At 73.1% G+C, this 14343-nt stretch carries 13 protein-coding genes; 8 read left to right on the forward strand and 5 right to left on the reverse strand.

Annotated elements, in window-relative coordinates; translation table 11 throughout:
- Positions 1-75 precede the first annotated feature (75 nt).
- The gene (locus tag I6A60_RS04065) at positions 76-858 is read left to right on the forward strand and encodes an SAM-dependent methyltransferase (RefSeq protein WP_203022954.1); all 783 of its coding nucleotides are present in this window, start codon (positions 76-78) and stop codon (positions 856-858) included.
- Positions 859-934: 76 nt separating this feature from the next.
- Here I6A60_RS04065 and I6A60_RS04070 read toward each other — a convergent pair whose 3' ends face one another.
- From I6A60_RS04070 to I6A60_RS04080, 3 genes are all read right to left on the reverse strand, one after another.
- The gene (locus I6A60_RS04070; RefSeq protein ID WP_203022955.1) at positions 935-2662 is read right to left on the reverse strand and encodes an urease subunit alpha; all 1728 of its coding nucleotides are present in this window, start codon (positions 2660-2662) and stop codon (positions 935-937) included.
- 107 nt (positions 2663-2769) lie between these two features.
- Positions 2770-3105 (reverse strand): urease subunit beta, encoded by a 336-nt coding sequence (locus I6A60_RS04075; RefSeq protein WP_203022984.1) that lies wholly within the window; start codon positions 3103-3105, stop codon positions 2770-2772.
- An 82-nt stretch (positions 3106-3187) separates the two neighbouring features.
- Positions 3188-3490: an urease subunit gamma gene (locus I6A60_RS04080; protein ID WP_013427000.1), complete on the reverse strand. Its 303-nt coding sequence runs from the start codon at positions 3488-3490 to the stop codon at positions 3188-3190.
- Positions 3491-3770: 280 nt separating this feature from the next.
- Here I6A60_RS04080 and I6A60_RS04085 point away from each other — a divergent pair, with 280 nt between their 5' ends.
- The 5 genes from I6A60_RS04085 to I6A60_RS04105 all read left to right on the forward strand — a co-directional run bounded on the left by I6A60_RS04085 (position 3771) and on the right by I6A60_RS04105 (position 9677).
- Positions 3771-4919: an ABC transporter substrate-binding protein gene (locus tag I6A60_RS04085; RefSeq protein WP_203022956.1), complete on the forward strand. Its 1149-nt coding sequence runs from the start codon at positions 3771-3773 to the stop codon at positions 4917-4919.
- Between the two features lie 58 nt (positions 4920-4977).
- On the forward strand, positions 4978-5886 hold the full coding sequence (locus I6A60_RS04090; protein ID WP_203022957.1) for an ABC transporter ATP-binding protein: 909 nt from the start codon (positions 4978-4980) through the stop codon (positions 5884-5886).
- A gap of 7 nt (positions 5887-5893) precedes the next feature.
- The gene (locus I6A60_RS04095) at positions 5894-6742 is read left to right on the forward strand and encodes an ABC transporter permease (RefSeq protein WP_203022958.1); all 849 of its coding nucleotides are present in this window, start codon (positions 5894-5896) and stop codon (positions 6740-6742) included.
- Positions 6739-7629 (forward strand): ABC transporter permease, encoded by an 891-nt coding sequence (locus I6A60_RS04100; RefSeq protein ID WP_203042268.1) that lies wholly within the window; start codon positions 6739-6741, stop codon positions 7627-7629. The genes I6A60_RS04095 and I6A60_RS04100 overlap by 4 nt, the downstream gene beginning before the upstream one ends.
- Before the next feature lie 398 nt (positions 7630-8027).
- Positions 8028-9677, forward strand: a complete 1650-nt coding sequence (locus I6A60_RS04105) for an adenine deaminase C-terminal domain-containing protein (protein WP_203022960.1) — start codon at positions 8028-8030, stop codon at positions 9675-9677.
- Positions 9678-9738: 61 nt separating this feature from the next.
- Here I6A60_RS04105 and I6A60_RS43330 read toward each other — a convergent pair whose 3' ends face one another.
- Both I6A60_RS43330 and I6A60_RS04115 read right to left on the reverse strand, forming a co-directional pair.
- Positions 9739-11034, reverse strand: a complete 1296-nt coding sequence (locus I6A60_RS43330) for an ATP-binding protein (protein WP_203042270.1) — start codon at positions 11032-11034, stop codon at positions 9739-9741.
- Between the two features lie 196 nt (positions 11035-11230).
- Positions 11231-12346, reverse strand: coding sequence for an aromatic ring-hydroxylating dioxygenase subunit alpha (locus tag I6A60_RS04115; RefSeq protein WP_203022962.1), 1116 nt, complete (start codon positions 12344-12346; stop codon positions 11231-11233).
- A gap of 334 nt (positions 12347-12680) precedes the next feature.
- Between I6A60_RS04115 and I6A60_RS04120 the strand changes: the two genes are divergently transcribed.
- A complete protein-coding gene (locus tag I6A60_RS04120) occupies positions 12681-13658 on the forward strand; it encodes an FAD binding domain-containing protein (RefSeq protein ID WP_307873518.1) in 978 nt (325 codons plus the stop codon).
- Positions 13655-14260: a (2Fe-2S)-binding protein gene (locus I6A60_RS04125; protein WP_203022963.1), complete on the forward strand. Its 606-nt coding sequence runs from the start codon at positions 13655-13657 to the stop codon at positions 14258-14260. The genes I6A60_RS04120 and I6A60_RS04125 overlap by 4 nt, the downstream gene beginning before the upstream one ends.
- The last annotated feature ends 83 nt before the right edge of the window (positions 14261-14343 follow it).

A 14343-nucleotide genomic window follows, 5' to 3' on the forward strand; every position in this document is an offset into this window, starting at 1 on the left:
CGCTTTGCCGCGACAAGCCAGATCGATGGGGCCGGCTGCGGCCGAGTGGCCGAGACGGCGGGGGTGCTGAGTTTCATGAGCCAGGGCGAATCGACGGGTGGCAAGGTCCCGGCGCGGGGCGTCGCAGAGCTGGATGAGGCGTCGTGCCGGGTCGAGGACGCCTTTGACCCGGCCGAGGTGGCCCGGTTCGAGCGCCTCGAGCCGGTGGTGCGGCGCGCGGCGGCCGAGCATCGTGACCTGCACAGCCGGGGCGTGCGGTTTCTGGCCCGCCAGGGCATCCGTCAGTTCATCGACCTGAGCTACGGGCTGGCGACGCCCCGCAGCACCCACCGGATCGCCAGGGCGATCGACCCGGACAGCCGCGTCGTCTACGTCGACGTGGACCCGACCGTCCGCACGGCGGGCACCGCGCCCGAGAACCGGCACACGACGCTCATGACGGCCGACCCGCGCGATCCGGCCGCGGTTCTCGCCAGCCCGCAGGTGCGCGCCTTCATCGACCTCGACGAGCCGGTCGGCCTGCTGATGCTCGGCGTCGTCCATCACCTGGGTGACGACGACGACCCGGCCGCGGTCGTCGCCGGCTACAAGGACGCGCTGGCCGGTGGCAGCTACCTGTTCCTGAGCCACTACCTGGGTCGTGGCGCGGCGACGGCCGAGCTGGAGGCGACGCTGCTGGCCCACCGGGGCACCGGCCGGTTCCGGTCCAGGGCCGAGATCTCCGCCTACTTCGGTGGCCTCGCGACCGTCCCGCCCGGCCTCAGCTACGCGGCCATGTGGCGCCGGGAGACGATGTTCTCGGGCCGCGTGGACGCCGGGGTCCGGCTGGTTCTGGGCGGTATCGGCCGCAAGGCTTAGCGCGAGTCATCCCTGGTGGTCGCGGGACCAGGCGTGTCCTGCCCACCAGGGATGACTCGGCCGGGGCTCAGCGCGATCAGAACAGGAAGTAGCGCTGGGCCATCGGGAGTTCGCGGACGGGGGCCGGCTCGATGGCCTCACCGTCGATGGTGACGGTGAAGGTGTCGGGGTCGACCCGGATGTCCGGGGTCGCGGTGTTGTTGATCAGGTCGGCCTTGCCGCGGCGGCGGACGTCCAGCACCGGGACCATCGGGGTGGCCAGCTCCAGCCGCGCAGGCAGGCCGGCCTCGATCGCCGCCGGCGCGACGAAGGTCAGCGACGACGCGGCGGCCGGGCCACGGGCGGCGCCGAACATGGGCCGGGGCAGGATCGGCTGGGGCGTCGGGATCGAGGCGTTCGCGTCGCCCATCGCGGCCCAGGTGATGAAGCCGCCCTTGAGGACGAGCGAGGGGCGGACGCCGAAGAACGCCGGCTCGTAGAGCACGAGGTCGGCGAGCTTGCCGACCTCGACCGAGCCGACCTCGCCCTCCAGACCGTGCGCGACGGCCGGGCAGATCGTGTACTTGGCGACGTAGCGTCGCGCCCGCAGGTTGTCCGCCCGCCCGTCACCCGGCAGCGCGCCGCGCCGGGCCTTCATGACGTGCGCGGTCTGCCAGGTGCGCAGGACGACCTCGCCGATCCGGCCCATCGCCTGCGAGTCCGAGCCGATCATCGAGATCGCGCCCAGGTCGTGCAGGAAGTCCTCGGCCGCGATCGTCGACGGCCGGATCCGGCTCTCCGCGAAGGCGAGGTCCTCGGGGATGCTCGGATTCAGGTGATGGCAGACCATCAGCATGTCGAGGTGCTCGTCGAGCGTGTTGACGGTATGCGGCCGGGTCGGGTTCGTCGAGGACGGCAGGACGTTGCCGGCCGCGGCGACGGTGATGATGTCCGGCGCGTGCCCGCCGCCGGCACCCTCGGTGTGGTACGCGTGGATCGCCCGGCCGGCGATCGCCGCCAGCGTGCTCTCGACGTACCCGGCCTCGTTCAGCGTGTCGGAGTGCAGCGCGACCTGGACCCCGGCGGCGTCCGCGACCCGCAGCGAGGCGTCGATCACGGCCGGGGTGGTGCCCCAGTCCTCGTGCAGCTTGAACGCGGCGGCCCCGGCGCGCAGCTGCTCCCAGAGCGAGTCCTCGCTCGTCGTGTTGCCCTTGCCGAGCAGGACGACGTTGACCGGCCAGTCGTCCATCGCGGACAGCATCCGGGCGAGGTTCCAGCCACCCGGGGTGACCGTCGTCGCCTTGGTGCCCTCGGCCGGCCCGGTGCCGCCGCCGATCAGCGTCGTGATGCCGGCGCCCAGGGCCTCGGGGACCTGCTGCGGGCAGATGAAGTGGACGTGGCAGTCGATCGCCCCGGCCGTCATGATCTTCCCGTTGCCGGCGATGATCTCGGTGCCGGGCCCGATGACGAGGTCCGGGTGGACGCCGTCCATCGTGTCCGGGTTGCCGGCCTTGCCGAGCGCGACGATCCGGCCGTCGCGGACGCCGACGTCGGCCTTCACGACGCCCCAGTGGTCCAGCACGATGACGCCGGTGATCACGAGGTCGGGCGCGCCCTCGGCCCGGGTCGCCCTGGCCTGGCCCATCGACTCGCGGATGACCTTGCCGCCGCCGAAGACCGCCTCGTCGCCGGTGCCGGCGCCGCGAGGCCCGCGGCTTAGATCCGCGGTGACCTCGATGAACAGGTCGGTGTCGGCCAGCCGGACCCGGTCGCCGACCGTCGGTCCGTACAGCGCGGCGTACCGCGACCGGTCCAGCGAAGCCATGTCTGTCCTCTCACCTAGGAGTCTGACCTAGGAGAAGGTGTCAACGGGGGAGCCTGAGGCGCGTTCTGGTCGTCCGGCCTGCGCGGAGGACGGCTAGAACGGGAGCGTCAGCGGACGGTCGGGGCGGCGTCGCGCTCGTCGAGCTTGCCGGCCCATTCCGGCCGCAGGCCCGGGACGTCGCGGAAGCCGGCGAGGGCCACCAGGGTGACCTCGCGTTCGATCCCCGGCTCGAAGCGGACCGCCGTTCCCGCGGGCACCGCGAGCCGGTGGCCCCAGGCGGCCGAGCGGTCGAAGTCGAGCGCCGGGTTCGCCGCGGCGAAGTGGTAGTGCGAGCCGACCTGGACCGGCCGGTCGCCGCCGTTGCGCACCACCAGGGTGAGCGTCGGACGGCCCGGGTTGATCTCGATCGGGTCGTCGTCGTGCAGGACCTCGCCGGGAATCATCGGCATCCGCTCGTTCCTGGGGCCGCGGCTGGCTGGCTGTTCGGCGGGTGGCACCGGCCGGTGGCGGCCCGAGGCAGGCCGGTCACGGGATCGGGTGGTGCACCGTGACGAGCTTGGTGCCGTCCGGGAAGGTCGCCTCGACCTGCACCTCGGCGAGCATCTCCGGGATGCCGTCGAGGACGTCGTCCCTGGTCAGCACGGTGCGCCCGGCGGCCATCAGCTCGGCGACGGTGCGCCCGTCGCGCGCGCCCTCCAGCAGGAAGGAGGTCAGCAGCGCGACCGCCTCCGGGTAGTTGAGCCGCAGACCGCGGCCCCGGCGCTCCTTGGCGAGGTTGGCCGCGACATGGATCAGCAGGCGTTCCTGTTCATGCGGGCTCAGCAGCACGGCGCCAAACCTAGGGCCAGCAGATGTCGACCGCGTAACACCGACCGCTGGCGCGTCGCCGTCGTCGCGAACGCGGGGACTGAATTCGTCACGTTGGGTCACTGTTGTTGGCGTTTGCTCGCCGTCGGTCGGACTTGACCCGCGTTCGACCGGCAGGTCGGGCCTGCGAGGCCGGGCCGGATTCGTCACAACCTGCGGGAGTTACACCGTGTTCACAAAGGGGCGATGGCCGCGACACGGCTGCTTTCTAACGTCCCGTGGAACCGCCCGGGAGGGCCGGATGGGCCGGCGGTGGGGAACTCAACCCCGGGGCGACGATGGGGGTTCGGTGACAACGGGATTCGACAGGCGCAGCTTCCTGCGGCGCGGTGCGGGCATGGCCGCGGGCGCAGCTGCTCTGGGTATTGGCGGCAGCGAGTTTCTGGCCGCGTGTGGGAGCAGCGGCTCTGGGGGGAGCTCGGCGGCCACAGGTGGCGCGACGTCGTTCGGCGCGCTGACCTACCGGCTCTCCTGGATCAAGAACGTGGAGTTCGCCGGCGCGTACATCGCCGACCAGAAGGGCTACTACAAGGCGGCCGGCTTCACGTCGGTCAACCTGATCAGCGGTGGCCCGAGCGCCACCCCGCAGGACGCCGACGTGGCGACCGGCAAGGCGTTCATCGGCATCTCGGCCCCGGACATCACCGGTGCCGCGATCCTGCAGGGCGCGCCCATCAAGATCATTGGTGCGCAGTACCAGAAGAACCCGTTCGCGATCATGTCGCTGGCGAGCAAGCCGATCAAGACGCCCGAGGACATGATCGGCAAGAAGATCGGTGTCCAGGCCACCAACGAGTCGGTGTGGTCCGCGTTCCTCGCGGCCAACAACATCGACCCGTCGAAGATCGACAAGGTGCCGGTCCAGTTCGACCCGACGCCGCTGACCACCGGTCAGGTCGACGGGTGGTTCTCCTTCATCACCAACGAGCCGAACCTGCTCAAGGTGAAGGGCATCGACACCGTCACGTTCCTGCTGGCGGACTTCAAGTACCCGCTGGTCTCCGAGACGTACATGGTCACCACCGACACGCTCGCGAAGGACAAGGCCAAGATCAAGGCATTCCTGTCCGCCGAGATCAAGGCCTGGCACGACCAGATCGCGAGCCCGGGCACGGGGGCGAGCCTCGCCGCCACCGTCTACGGCAAGGACCAGGGCCTGGACACGGCCGAGCAGACCCTCGAGGCCAAGGCCCAGAACGAGCTGTTGGTCACCGCCGACACCAAGGCGAACGGCCTGTTCACCATCACGCCGGCCCTGATCGAGGAGAACATCGCCACGCTCAAGCTGGCGAAGGTCGACATCAGCGCCGACCAGCTCTTCGACACCAGCATCATCGACGAGCTGTACAAGGAGCAGCCGGACCTGAAGACGATCCCCGCGCTGGGCTGACCCGCCACGCTGATCGTCCCGTCCCCGTCCCAGCCCTAGAGGAGAAGCCGAGACTGACATGAGCGCTTCCGCCACGCCCACACCGGAGCCCGCCGTCGACACGGCGGCAGTCACCTTCGGGGAGGAGGCGGCCGTCCCGACCGCCGCCGCCGAACCGGCACCGGCCGCCGTCGCCGAACGGGTAGCTGGGTCCGGGGTCAGCGTGACCGGACTGCGCAAGGAGTTCAGGCTCGGCCGTCGTTCGGTCGTCGCGCTGGACGACGTGAACCTTTCCACGGCGGAGGGCTCGTTCCTCACGCTGATCGGGCCCTCCGGCTGTGGGAAGTCGACCGTCCTGCGCATCCTCGCCGACCTGGAGGCGCCGACCCAGGGGGAGGCGCTCGTCCACGGCGAGCGCCCGGCCGCGGCCCGCCGCGCCCACCACCTGGGCATCGCCTTCCAGGACGCCGCGCTGCTGCCCTGGCGGTCCGTCGAGGCCAACATCCGGCTGCCGCTGGAGGTCAGCGGCAAGAAGGCGGGCCGAAAGGTGATCGCCGACCTGATCTCGCTGGTCGGTCTCACCGGGTTCGAGAAGGCCCGCCCGGCGCAGCTGTCCGGCGGCATGCGCCAGCGGGTGGCGATCGCCCGCGCGCTGGTCGTCGAGCCGAAGGTGCTGCTGCTCGACGAGCCGTTCGGCGCCCTGGACGACATGACCCGCCAGCGGCTGAACTTCGAGCTGCTGCGGATCTGGACCGAGCGGGCTACCACGACCCTGCTGGTCACCCACTCGATCCCGGAGGCGGTCATCCTCTCCGACAAGGTCGCGGTCATGACCCCGCGGCCGGGCCGGATCAAGGAGATCGTCGACATCGACCTGCCGCGCCCGCGCACCTCGGAGATGCTGCGGACCCCGCGCTTCCACGAGCTGCACGACGAGCTGTCCGGCCTGCTGTTCGGGGGCCAGGACGAAGACGAGCGGGCCGCGTGAGGCCGGCATGACAGCTCTTCAGGACACTCCCGCCGGCGCGGTCGCCGCCCCGTCCAGCGGCAGCCCCCCTCAGGACGGTTCCCGGGTCCGCGCGGGCGCGCCCTCCTGGCTGGGCGGCCTGATCGGCACCCTGGCGATCATCGCGCTCTGGTGGATCCTCGCGGTCACGGTGCTCAAGCACGGTGGCGCGGTGCCGACGCCGTGGGCGGTCGTCAAGGACTTCTGGACCGACCGGCACCTGTGGTGGACCCCGGTCTCCACGACCGTGTGGATCGCCTTCCAGGGCTACCTGATCGGGAACGGCCTGGCCATCGGCCTGTCGATCCTCTGCTTCGGCATCCCGGTGGTCGACCGCATCCTGCTACAGATCGGCGTGGCCTCCTACTGCCTGCCGATCATCGCGATCGGCCCAATCCTGACCACGGTCTTCAGCGGCACCGCGCCGGAGATGGCGCTCGCCGGGATCTCCGTCTTCTTCACGACCCTGGTCGGCACGCTCACCGGCCTGAGCGCGGCCGACCAGACGACGCTCGACGCCATCCGCGCGTTCGGCGGCGGGAGGGTCGCCCAGCTACGGTTCGTCCGGCTCCGCGCCGCCCTGCCCAGCACGTTCGCCGGGCTGCAGATCGCGCCGCCGGCCGCGTTGCTCGGCGCGATCATCGGTGAGTACCTGGGCGCGGACAAGGGCATCGGGATCACCATGATCGCCTCGGAGACGGCGTTCGACGTCCCCCGCACCTGGGCCCTGGCGATCATCGCCTCGGCGATCGCCGCCGTCGGCTACGGCATAACCTCGCTGATCGCCCGGCTGCTCACCCCGTGGGCCCCGCGCGGTAACCCCGGAGGTGGATCGTGACCACCACGGCCGCTCCGGCGACCGAGTCCGTGCCGGCCCCGGCGGTCGCGCCGCCGGTGGTGCGACGCTCGCCGGGCTCGCTGCTGCTCGTCACCGCACTCGCCCGGCTGGGCCGCACCCTGGGCCAGGTAGTCGCCTCCGCCGTCGTGATCGTCATTCTCTGGTACGCCTTCCTGAAGGTTTTCCACCTCAATCCGCTGGTGGCAAAGGACCCGAAGGACGTCTACAACTACCTGTTCACGGTCCCCAAGGCACATGAGAACCGGCATGTGATCTTCCATGGGCTGTTGCAGACGCTCGGGGACGCGCTCTCCGGCTACATCGCCGGGACCGTCGCGGCGATCGTCGTCTCGGTTCTGTTCGTGCTGTATCGGCCGGTCGAGCAGGCATTCCTGCCCGTGGCGATGATCCTGCGCTCCGTGCCGCTGGTCGCGATGACGCCGATCATCACGCTCGTCTTCGGCCGCGCCGTGATGGGCGTCACGGTCATCGGCGGGATCGTGGTGTTCTTCCCGTCGCTGGTGAACATCGTCTTCGGCCTGCGCTCGACGCCGAAGGCGGCGGCCGACCTGGTCACCGCCTACGGCGGCAACTCGTTCACCGTGCTGCGCAAGGTGGCGATTCCGAGTGCGCTGCCGGCGCTGTTCGCCTCGGCGCGGATCGCCGTGCCGGGTGCCATCATCGGCGCGCTGCTGGCCGAGTGGCTCGCGACTGGCGAGGCGCTCGGCTACTACATGGAGCACGCTCAGCAGGTGTTCAACTACGGCGGCGTCTGGGCGTCGGTCATCGTGATCACGGCGGTCAGCGTAGTGCTCTACGGCGTCGTCGGCGTCATCGAGACGGTCGTCCTCGCCCGGTACGGCCCGGCGCCAGCCCGCGGGAAGTGACTCCCTGAGCCGCCCCGTCGTTGACCCGCGGTTTCCGACCGTGATGGTGACGCACGTTACTGGCCGGCGATGCTGACCTGGACCTCCCGCCGATTCACTCCGGATCGGCGGGAGCGCCATTTCGGCCGGTCTTCCGGCGAGACGCGCCGGGCGGGCCGAACGGCTCGCATCATTCCTGGTCAGCGGTCTTTGTGCTGGAGAGCACTCGATGCGCGGCAGCAATCGGTGACTGTCCGGTCCGTGGCTGCGACAATGACATCGGCGGCGGCCGTTCAGGGCAAGCCGGTAGGTGAAGTCGAGGCGGACAAACCCGTTCGCCATCCTTCGGGTGACTTTCCGCCGGCCCGCTACGTCACCTGGGGGTCAGACCCCCCAGACCCCCCAACCGGAGGGCCCGTGTGAGTGTGACGACGGCCGGCGTGGGGACGGCGCTGGCGGCGGGGTGGCCGGGCGCGGGGACCACGGCGCCTGGAATGAGTTCCGCGGACCTCGCGGTGGGGCCGGCGTTACTGCCCGCCATGACCGTCGGGAGCCGGGGGCCGGCGCCCGCCGGCGGGGCCGGCCGGCTTGGCCCCAGCGACGGCGAGCTCGCGCGGCTGCGGCGGGTCGCCGTCGGCGAGGAAGACGCCGACCTGCTGGTGCACAGCGGAACGGTCGTCGTCGTGCAGACCGGCGAGCTGCTGCAACGGGACGTCGCGATCGTCGGCCGGTTCATCGCCGCCGTGACGAGGCCTGGCGCGCTCGCCGGGCGCCGCTCGCTGGACGCGACCGGCCGCTACCTGCTGCCCGCCTACGTCGACGCCCACGTCCGTCCGGAACGGACCCTGCTGCTGCCCGGGGAGGCCGCCCGGCTGCTGGTGCCGCGCGGCACCGTGACCGTGCTGACCGACCCCGCCGGCCTGGTCGCCCGCTGCGGCCCTCGTGGCGCCGGGATCGCGACCACGACAGACACCCCGCTGCGGGTGCTGGCCCGGCGCCCCGGCGCGCCTGGCCCGGCGGCGGGGGATCTGCTGCCCGGCGAGCAGACCGTCGGCCACCGGACGCTCGCCGACCTGATCGGTTACGGCCAGCTCGCCTGCGCGGTGCGGTCCGGGATCACCGCCGGGCTGGCGCCCGCCGAGGCCGTCCGGCGCGCGACGCTCGTGCCCGCCCGCCGACACGGGCTCGACCAGGTCCTCGGCGCGATCCTCCCGGCCCATCTGGCCGACCTGCTGATCGTCACCGAGATCGGCGGCGTCGAACCACCCGACCTCGTCGTCGCCGGCGGGCGCATCGCCGCCGGCCAGGGCCGGCCGCTGTTCGAGAACCCCGACCGCGCCCCCCGCTGGGCCCTCGACACCGTGCGCCTGCCGGTGAACCTCCATGTCGACTCGTTCGCGCTGTCCGGCTGGCCTGGACACCCGGCGCCGCTGCCGGTGGCCGTCGAGATCGTCTCCCGGATCTCCACTCCGGTGGTGCCCTCGTCCCGGACGCCCGGCCTGGCCGGGCTGGTCCCAGGGCGCCCGGTGCTGCCCGGAGTCGGCGGCCTCGCCCCGACGGGGCCGCTCCAGCCGCCGGCGACGGCGTCGACCGGTGCCGCGGCCCCACGGCAGGTGCGGGTCGAGCCCGCGGTCCGCAACGGCCTGATCGTGGCCGACCCCGACCACGACCTGCTCAAGGTCGCCGTCGTCGACCGGTCCGGCAGCCACGAGCCGGTCCGGGTCGGGCTGCTGCGCGGGGTCGGGCTGACCAGCGGCGCCGTCGGCGTCACCACCAGCGACCCGCCCGGTGACCTGGTGCTCGTCGGCACCAACGACGCCGACATGCTCACCGCCGCCCGGGCCCTGGAGGGCATGGGCGGCGGGTACGTGGTGATCGACCGGGGCTGGGTGCAGGCCGCCTGCCCGCTGCCCGTCGCAGGCATCGTCAGCGACGCGCCGTGGGAGGCCGTCGACGGCCAGCTCGCCGCCGCCGACGCGGCCGCGGCGGCGATCGGCTGCCGGCTCGCCGGGCCGCTCCAGACCCTCGCCGACCTGGGGGCGGCCCTCTTCACCCGACCCGCTCCCTGACCCACGGGGGCGGTCCGCGACCAGCCGGCCCCCTACCGGATCCGGGCGGCGCCGAGCCGGGTCAGCCCGCTGCCTCGGCGGGCGGGGCGGCCTTGTCGGTGGGCGGCGCCTTCGTCAGGTTCGGGCCTCCGTCGGCTCCGCTCGCCGGCACCTCGGCTCCGGCGGCGACCGCCTCCCCGGTGGCGACGGCGGCGGCGGAGTCCCGCAACGCCCGCTGGGTGTAGTCGGACAACGTCCAGGAACGCCGTGGCGTGGCCGCGTTCTCGATCTCGACGAGGCCGGCGCGGACCATCCGGAACAGCGCCCGGCGGGCCTCCGTCTTCGAGACGGCCAGCATCTGCGCGGCCTCCTCGGTCCGCAGCCGCGGCTGCCGGCGCATCCGGTTGATGATCTGCAGCTCGGGCAGCGACAGCGGCCGGCCGACCAGCTCGTGCATGAGCACGAACCGGGCGAAGCCCAGGTCGGGCCGTCCGCCCGGGAGCACCACGACCACGGCGTGGTCACCGCTGCGGCCGTGGTCGGGCGGCGCGTGCCCGTGGCGCAGCTGCTCCCGCCAGATCTGGCCGATGCCCCGACCGGTGCGCGCGACCAGGCCGGCCCGGCGGAGCGCGTCGGCGAGCAGCGGGTTGCGCGGGCTCGGCGGCGCCGACAGCAGGGTGTCCACGGTGATCCCGGCCGGGAGGCCGGACGGGTTCGAGACGATGATCTGGTCCTCGGACCACTGGACGTGCACCGCACCCGGCGCGGTGTAGTCGCGGTGGATGAGGGCGTTGGCGAGGGCCTCCCGGAACGCGGCCTCCGAGTACACCGGCACCCGCATCCGGACCAGGTCGAAGCGCACCTCGCGGTTCGGGTTCAGCTCCCGGAACCGGGCCAGGAACTCCTCGACCAGCCGCAGCAGCGGCCAGCGCAGGAACACGTTGGTCCCGGTCGCCAGCCCGTCGACCCGGTCGAAGACCTGAATGGCGGCCTCGTGGGTCGGCGCGAGCCTGCGCAGCGACTCCGGCCGGCCGAACAGCAACAGCCCGGCGAGCAGGATCTCGACCCGCGCCGGGTCCGCGCCCTCGGCCGACGGACCGTTCGGCGCGGCCGGGTCGGTCCCGTCCGCGGCACCCTCCGGCGCGGCCAGGCGCACCACGCCGAGCTCGCGGGCCAGCGCCAGGTCGTCGAGAACCGCGAGCCGCTGGTCGGCCTTCTCCCGAGCGGCGCCGATGAGGCGGCGCAGCCGGTCGAACTCGACCGGATCCAGGTCCGCCCACGAAGCGCCGGGCACGACCCGACCGGTGACGTCTACCGCCCCGGTCACCGGGCAGGCGGGCGTTCCCTGGCCGGCCGGGGCGCCATCAGCGTTTCGCACAGGGTGCCACCTGAAAGAAGAGCGGCTCTTGCGAAGCCGCGTGTCCGACGCTCGTCTTGCCTCGACGTTCGTTCTGTCTCGACGTTCGTATTGCCTCGGCGCTCGCCTCGTTGTGACGCCGCCTGCGGTCGATCTTGACCGTTCGGCTGACGCTACTCCCAGTGTCGGGCGCTGACGAGGATCTGTCAGACGAATGTCAACGGCCGGCGCGGGTCGGTGGGCGCCGTGGTGCGCGGGTGAAGCGGCCGTCCGGCTCGGCCCCGGCGGCGGCCCGGCGCGGGTAGCGGGCGGCCCGGGTGAGGAAGGCGGCGAGCACCCGGCGCAGCGCCACCCCGGCGGCGTCGGCCCGGACGTGGACCTCCTCGGCCAGCTCCCCGTCCCCGCTGATCAGCGGCAACCCGTCGACGGCGAACCGGTGCTGCAGGGCCAGGTCCTCGTCGAGGATCGCCTGCTCGAACCGGGCGGCCTCGGCCAGCCGGGCCGTGTCCCCGGCCAGGTCGTTGCGCATCAGCCGGGTGTAGACGCGGCTCGCGCCGTCGTCCTGCGGCTGCAGGCAGAACAGGATGGCGTTGATGATCCCCGCGTCCGGGTACTCCATCCGCAGCCGCAGCATGAACGGCGGGCGGAACACGTAGGTCGACACCCGGCGCTGCACCAGCGGGCGCAGCCCGGCCGCGACCCCCGGGTCCTCCGGGTTGGAGACGTCCTGCTCCATGACGACGCGGAAGCCGTCCCCGTCCGCGTCCACCCGGTAGGGCGGCACCAGCATGTCCTCACCGACGCCGCCGATGGTGGCGGCGTGCACGAACGGGAAGTGCGCGGTGTCGAGGAAGTTGTCGGCGAGCAGCCCGGCGGCGGCCGTCGAGCGCGCGGGCTCCAGCCACATCGAGTCGAACCCGTCCTCACTCGCCTCGGGCAGCGCGAGGATCTCGGCGAACGGCTCGTCGGGGGCGATCCAGACCAGGCCGTGGCGCTCCGTGACACCCCAGGCGGTGGTGGCGCGGGCCCGCTTAGGGGCCGGGACACCCGGGCCGAGGGCGGGAACGAGCGTGCAGCCGCCGTCCGCGGCGTACCGCCAGCCGTGGTACGGGCAGACCAGCGTCTCGCCTTCGACCCGCCCGGCCGACAGCGGCGCGAGGCGGTGTGGGCAGCGGTCCTCGAACGCGGTGAGCACGCCGTTCAGGCGGGCGAGCACCCACGGCTCGCCGAGCAGGCGCACCCCGAGCGGCTCGTCGCCGAGCTCGGTGGACAACGCCACCGGGTGCCAGCCATGCCGCAACGCCGGATCCGTGTTCGTCAGACGGAGCGACACGTACACCACCCTTCCTCGCGGAGCGCCCAGCACATCATCCTCTGCCCACATGGCGTCGCCGTTTCCCGAGGGCCCGGTGCGAGGTAACACTCAGTGAGAGTTGGTCCTGAACACGCTCGTAACCTGCGGGTCCTATCGTCGCAGCGCGAGTCGTTCGGGCCGGTTGACGGCATTCGGGCCGGTTTAGGCCGCGCGGTGTCCGCTCCGCCGGCCGAGTTCGCCGCCTGGCAGGTCGAGCGGTGACCGGCGGGCCAGGAACGTGGGCCGGTGGTCACGATGCGCGCGGCGGCTCCGAGCTGTATTGACGGGGAGTGACAGGCGAGAGGGGAGCCAGGTGACAGGCGCCACTGCCGTGCTGCACCGGCCCGGCACGGTCGGTGAGGCGGTCCGGATGCTCGCCGAGGTCGGCGACGTGGAGCTGCTCGCCGGCGGGACCGACCTTGTGCCGGCGCTGCGCACCGGCCTGCGCCGGCCGCGGGCGCTCGTCGCGCTGCGTCGCGTCCTGGAGCTGCGGGCCCGCGGCGTCGCGCCGGACCTGCTGACGATCGGCGCCGGTGTGACCTACGCCGAGCTCGCCGACTGGGAACCGGCACCTGGCCTGGCCGCGGCGGCCCGAGCCGTCGGCTCCGCGCCGATCCGCAACACCGGCACGGTCGGCGGCGCGCTCGGCTCGGCGAACCCGCGCGGTGACCTGCTGACCTTCCTCACCGCCGCCGACGCCGAGGTACTCACCCGCTCGGTTCGCGGCGGCTCGCGCGCCGTGCCGGTGGTCGGCTTCCTGGCCACCGGGCGGCGGCGCGGCGAGCTGGTGACCGCCGTGCGCTTCCCGGTGACCCGCGGGCCCCAGGTCTTCCTGAAGGTCGGGGGCCGCCAGGCCGCCTACCCGGCTCTGGTGAACTGTGCGCTGGTCGTGGACAGGGCCGCGGGCCGGATCCGCTGCGCCGTCGGCGGCGTCACGACCGGTCGACTGCGGCCGAGCGTCGCGGAGGAGTTCGCGGCCGGCGAGATCGACTGGTCGGCGCCCCCGTCCGCCGAGGCCGGCGTCGCCCACCGGTTTGGTGAGCTGGTCGCCCGCGCGGCTCGGGACGCCCCCGAGCAGCTGCCAGCCGGTCCGCGAGACCCGGCCGACTACCGGTGGCACGCCGCCGGGGTGCTCGCGTCGCGGGCGCTGGCCCGGGCTCTGGCCGCCGCGAGCGGCGACGGCGACGGCGACGGCGACGGCGACGGCGACGGCGGTGGCGGTGGCGGTGGCGGTGGCGGGCGCGACGCGGGCACGGCTGGCGACGGCGCGCGCGGAACGGGGACGGCGTGACGGCGGGAACCGACCCCACTCCCAGACAGGACCAGGGCACCGCGGTGCCCGGCCGCCGGGTGCTGGACCGCGCGAATGCCGCGCCGGCCGGCGACGACCTGTTCGACGGGGAGGCGGACCCGCTGGCCGCCACCTATCACCTACGTGTCGACGGCACGCTGCGGACCGTCGCCGGCGCGGCCCTCGCGGACTCGTTGCTGGCCGTCCTGCGCGAGCGGCTCGGGATCACGAGCGTCAAGGACGGTTGCGAACAGGGCCGGTGCGGCTCGTGCTCGGTGCTGCTCGACGAGAAGGTGGTCACCGCCTGCACGGTCCTCGCCGCGGACGCGGTCGACGCGCGGGTGACGACCCTTGCCGGCCTGCCGGCGGACGGCCTCGGGCCCGCCGTGCAGGCCGCGTTCCTGCGGGACGGCGCGGTCCAGTGCGGCTTCTGTACGCCCGGGTTCGTCGTCGCCGTCACCGACCTGCTCGGCCGGCGGCCCGACGCGACCGAGGAGGAGATCCGCGAGGCCCTCGCCGGCAACATCTGCCGCTGCACCGGCTACGGCCGGATCCTCGCAGCGGTCCGGTCCGTCCAGGCCGAGCTGGCGGTTCGGCCGTGAGCGCGGGCGGATCGGTGAACGGTTCCGAGCCGGCCTCGCCGGCCGGCGGCGGGCCGGCGGAGCGGCGGACCGGAGAGCCGGGC

This window comes from Frankia sp. AgB1.9, from assembly GCF_016786355.1.
Classification (GTDB): Bacteria; Actinomycetota; Actinomycetes; order Frankiales; family Frankiaceae; genus Pseudofrankia.

What these genes read in the sequence shown, in the direction of transcription:
- I6A60_RS04085 (WP_203022956.1), top strand. Translation starts at nt 3,771, where the DNA reads ATGGGCCGGCGGTGGGGAACTCAACCCCGGGGCGACGATGGGGGTTCG.
- I6A60_RS04075 (WP_203022984.1), bottom strand. Translation starts at nt 3,105, where the DNA reads ATGATTCCCGGCGAGGTCCTGCACGACGACGACCCGATCGAGATCAAC.
- I6A60_RS04090 (WP_203022957.1), top strand. Translation starts at nt 4,978, where the DNA reads ATGAGCGCTTCCGCCACGCCCACACCGGAGCCCGCCGTCGACACGGCG.
- I6A60_RS04065 (WP_203022954.1), top strand. Translation starts at nt 76, where the DNA reads ATGAGCCAGGGCGAATCGACGGGTGGCAAGGTCCCGGCGCGGGGCGTC.
- I6A60_RS04070 (WP_203022955.1), bottom strand. Translation starts at nt 2,662, where the DNA reads ATGGCTTCGCTGGACCGGTCGCGGTACGCCGCGCTGTACGGACCGACG.
- I6A60_RS04095 (WP_203022958.1), top strand. Translation starts at nt 5,894, where the DNA reads ATGACAGCTCTTCAGGACACTCCCGCCGGCGCGGTCGCCGCCCCGTCC.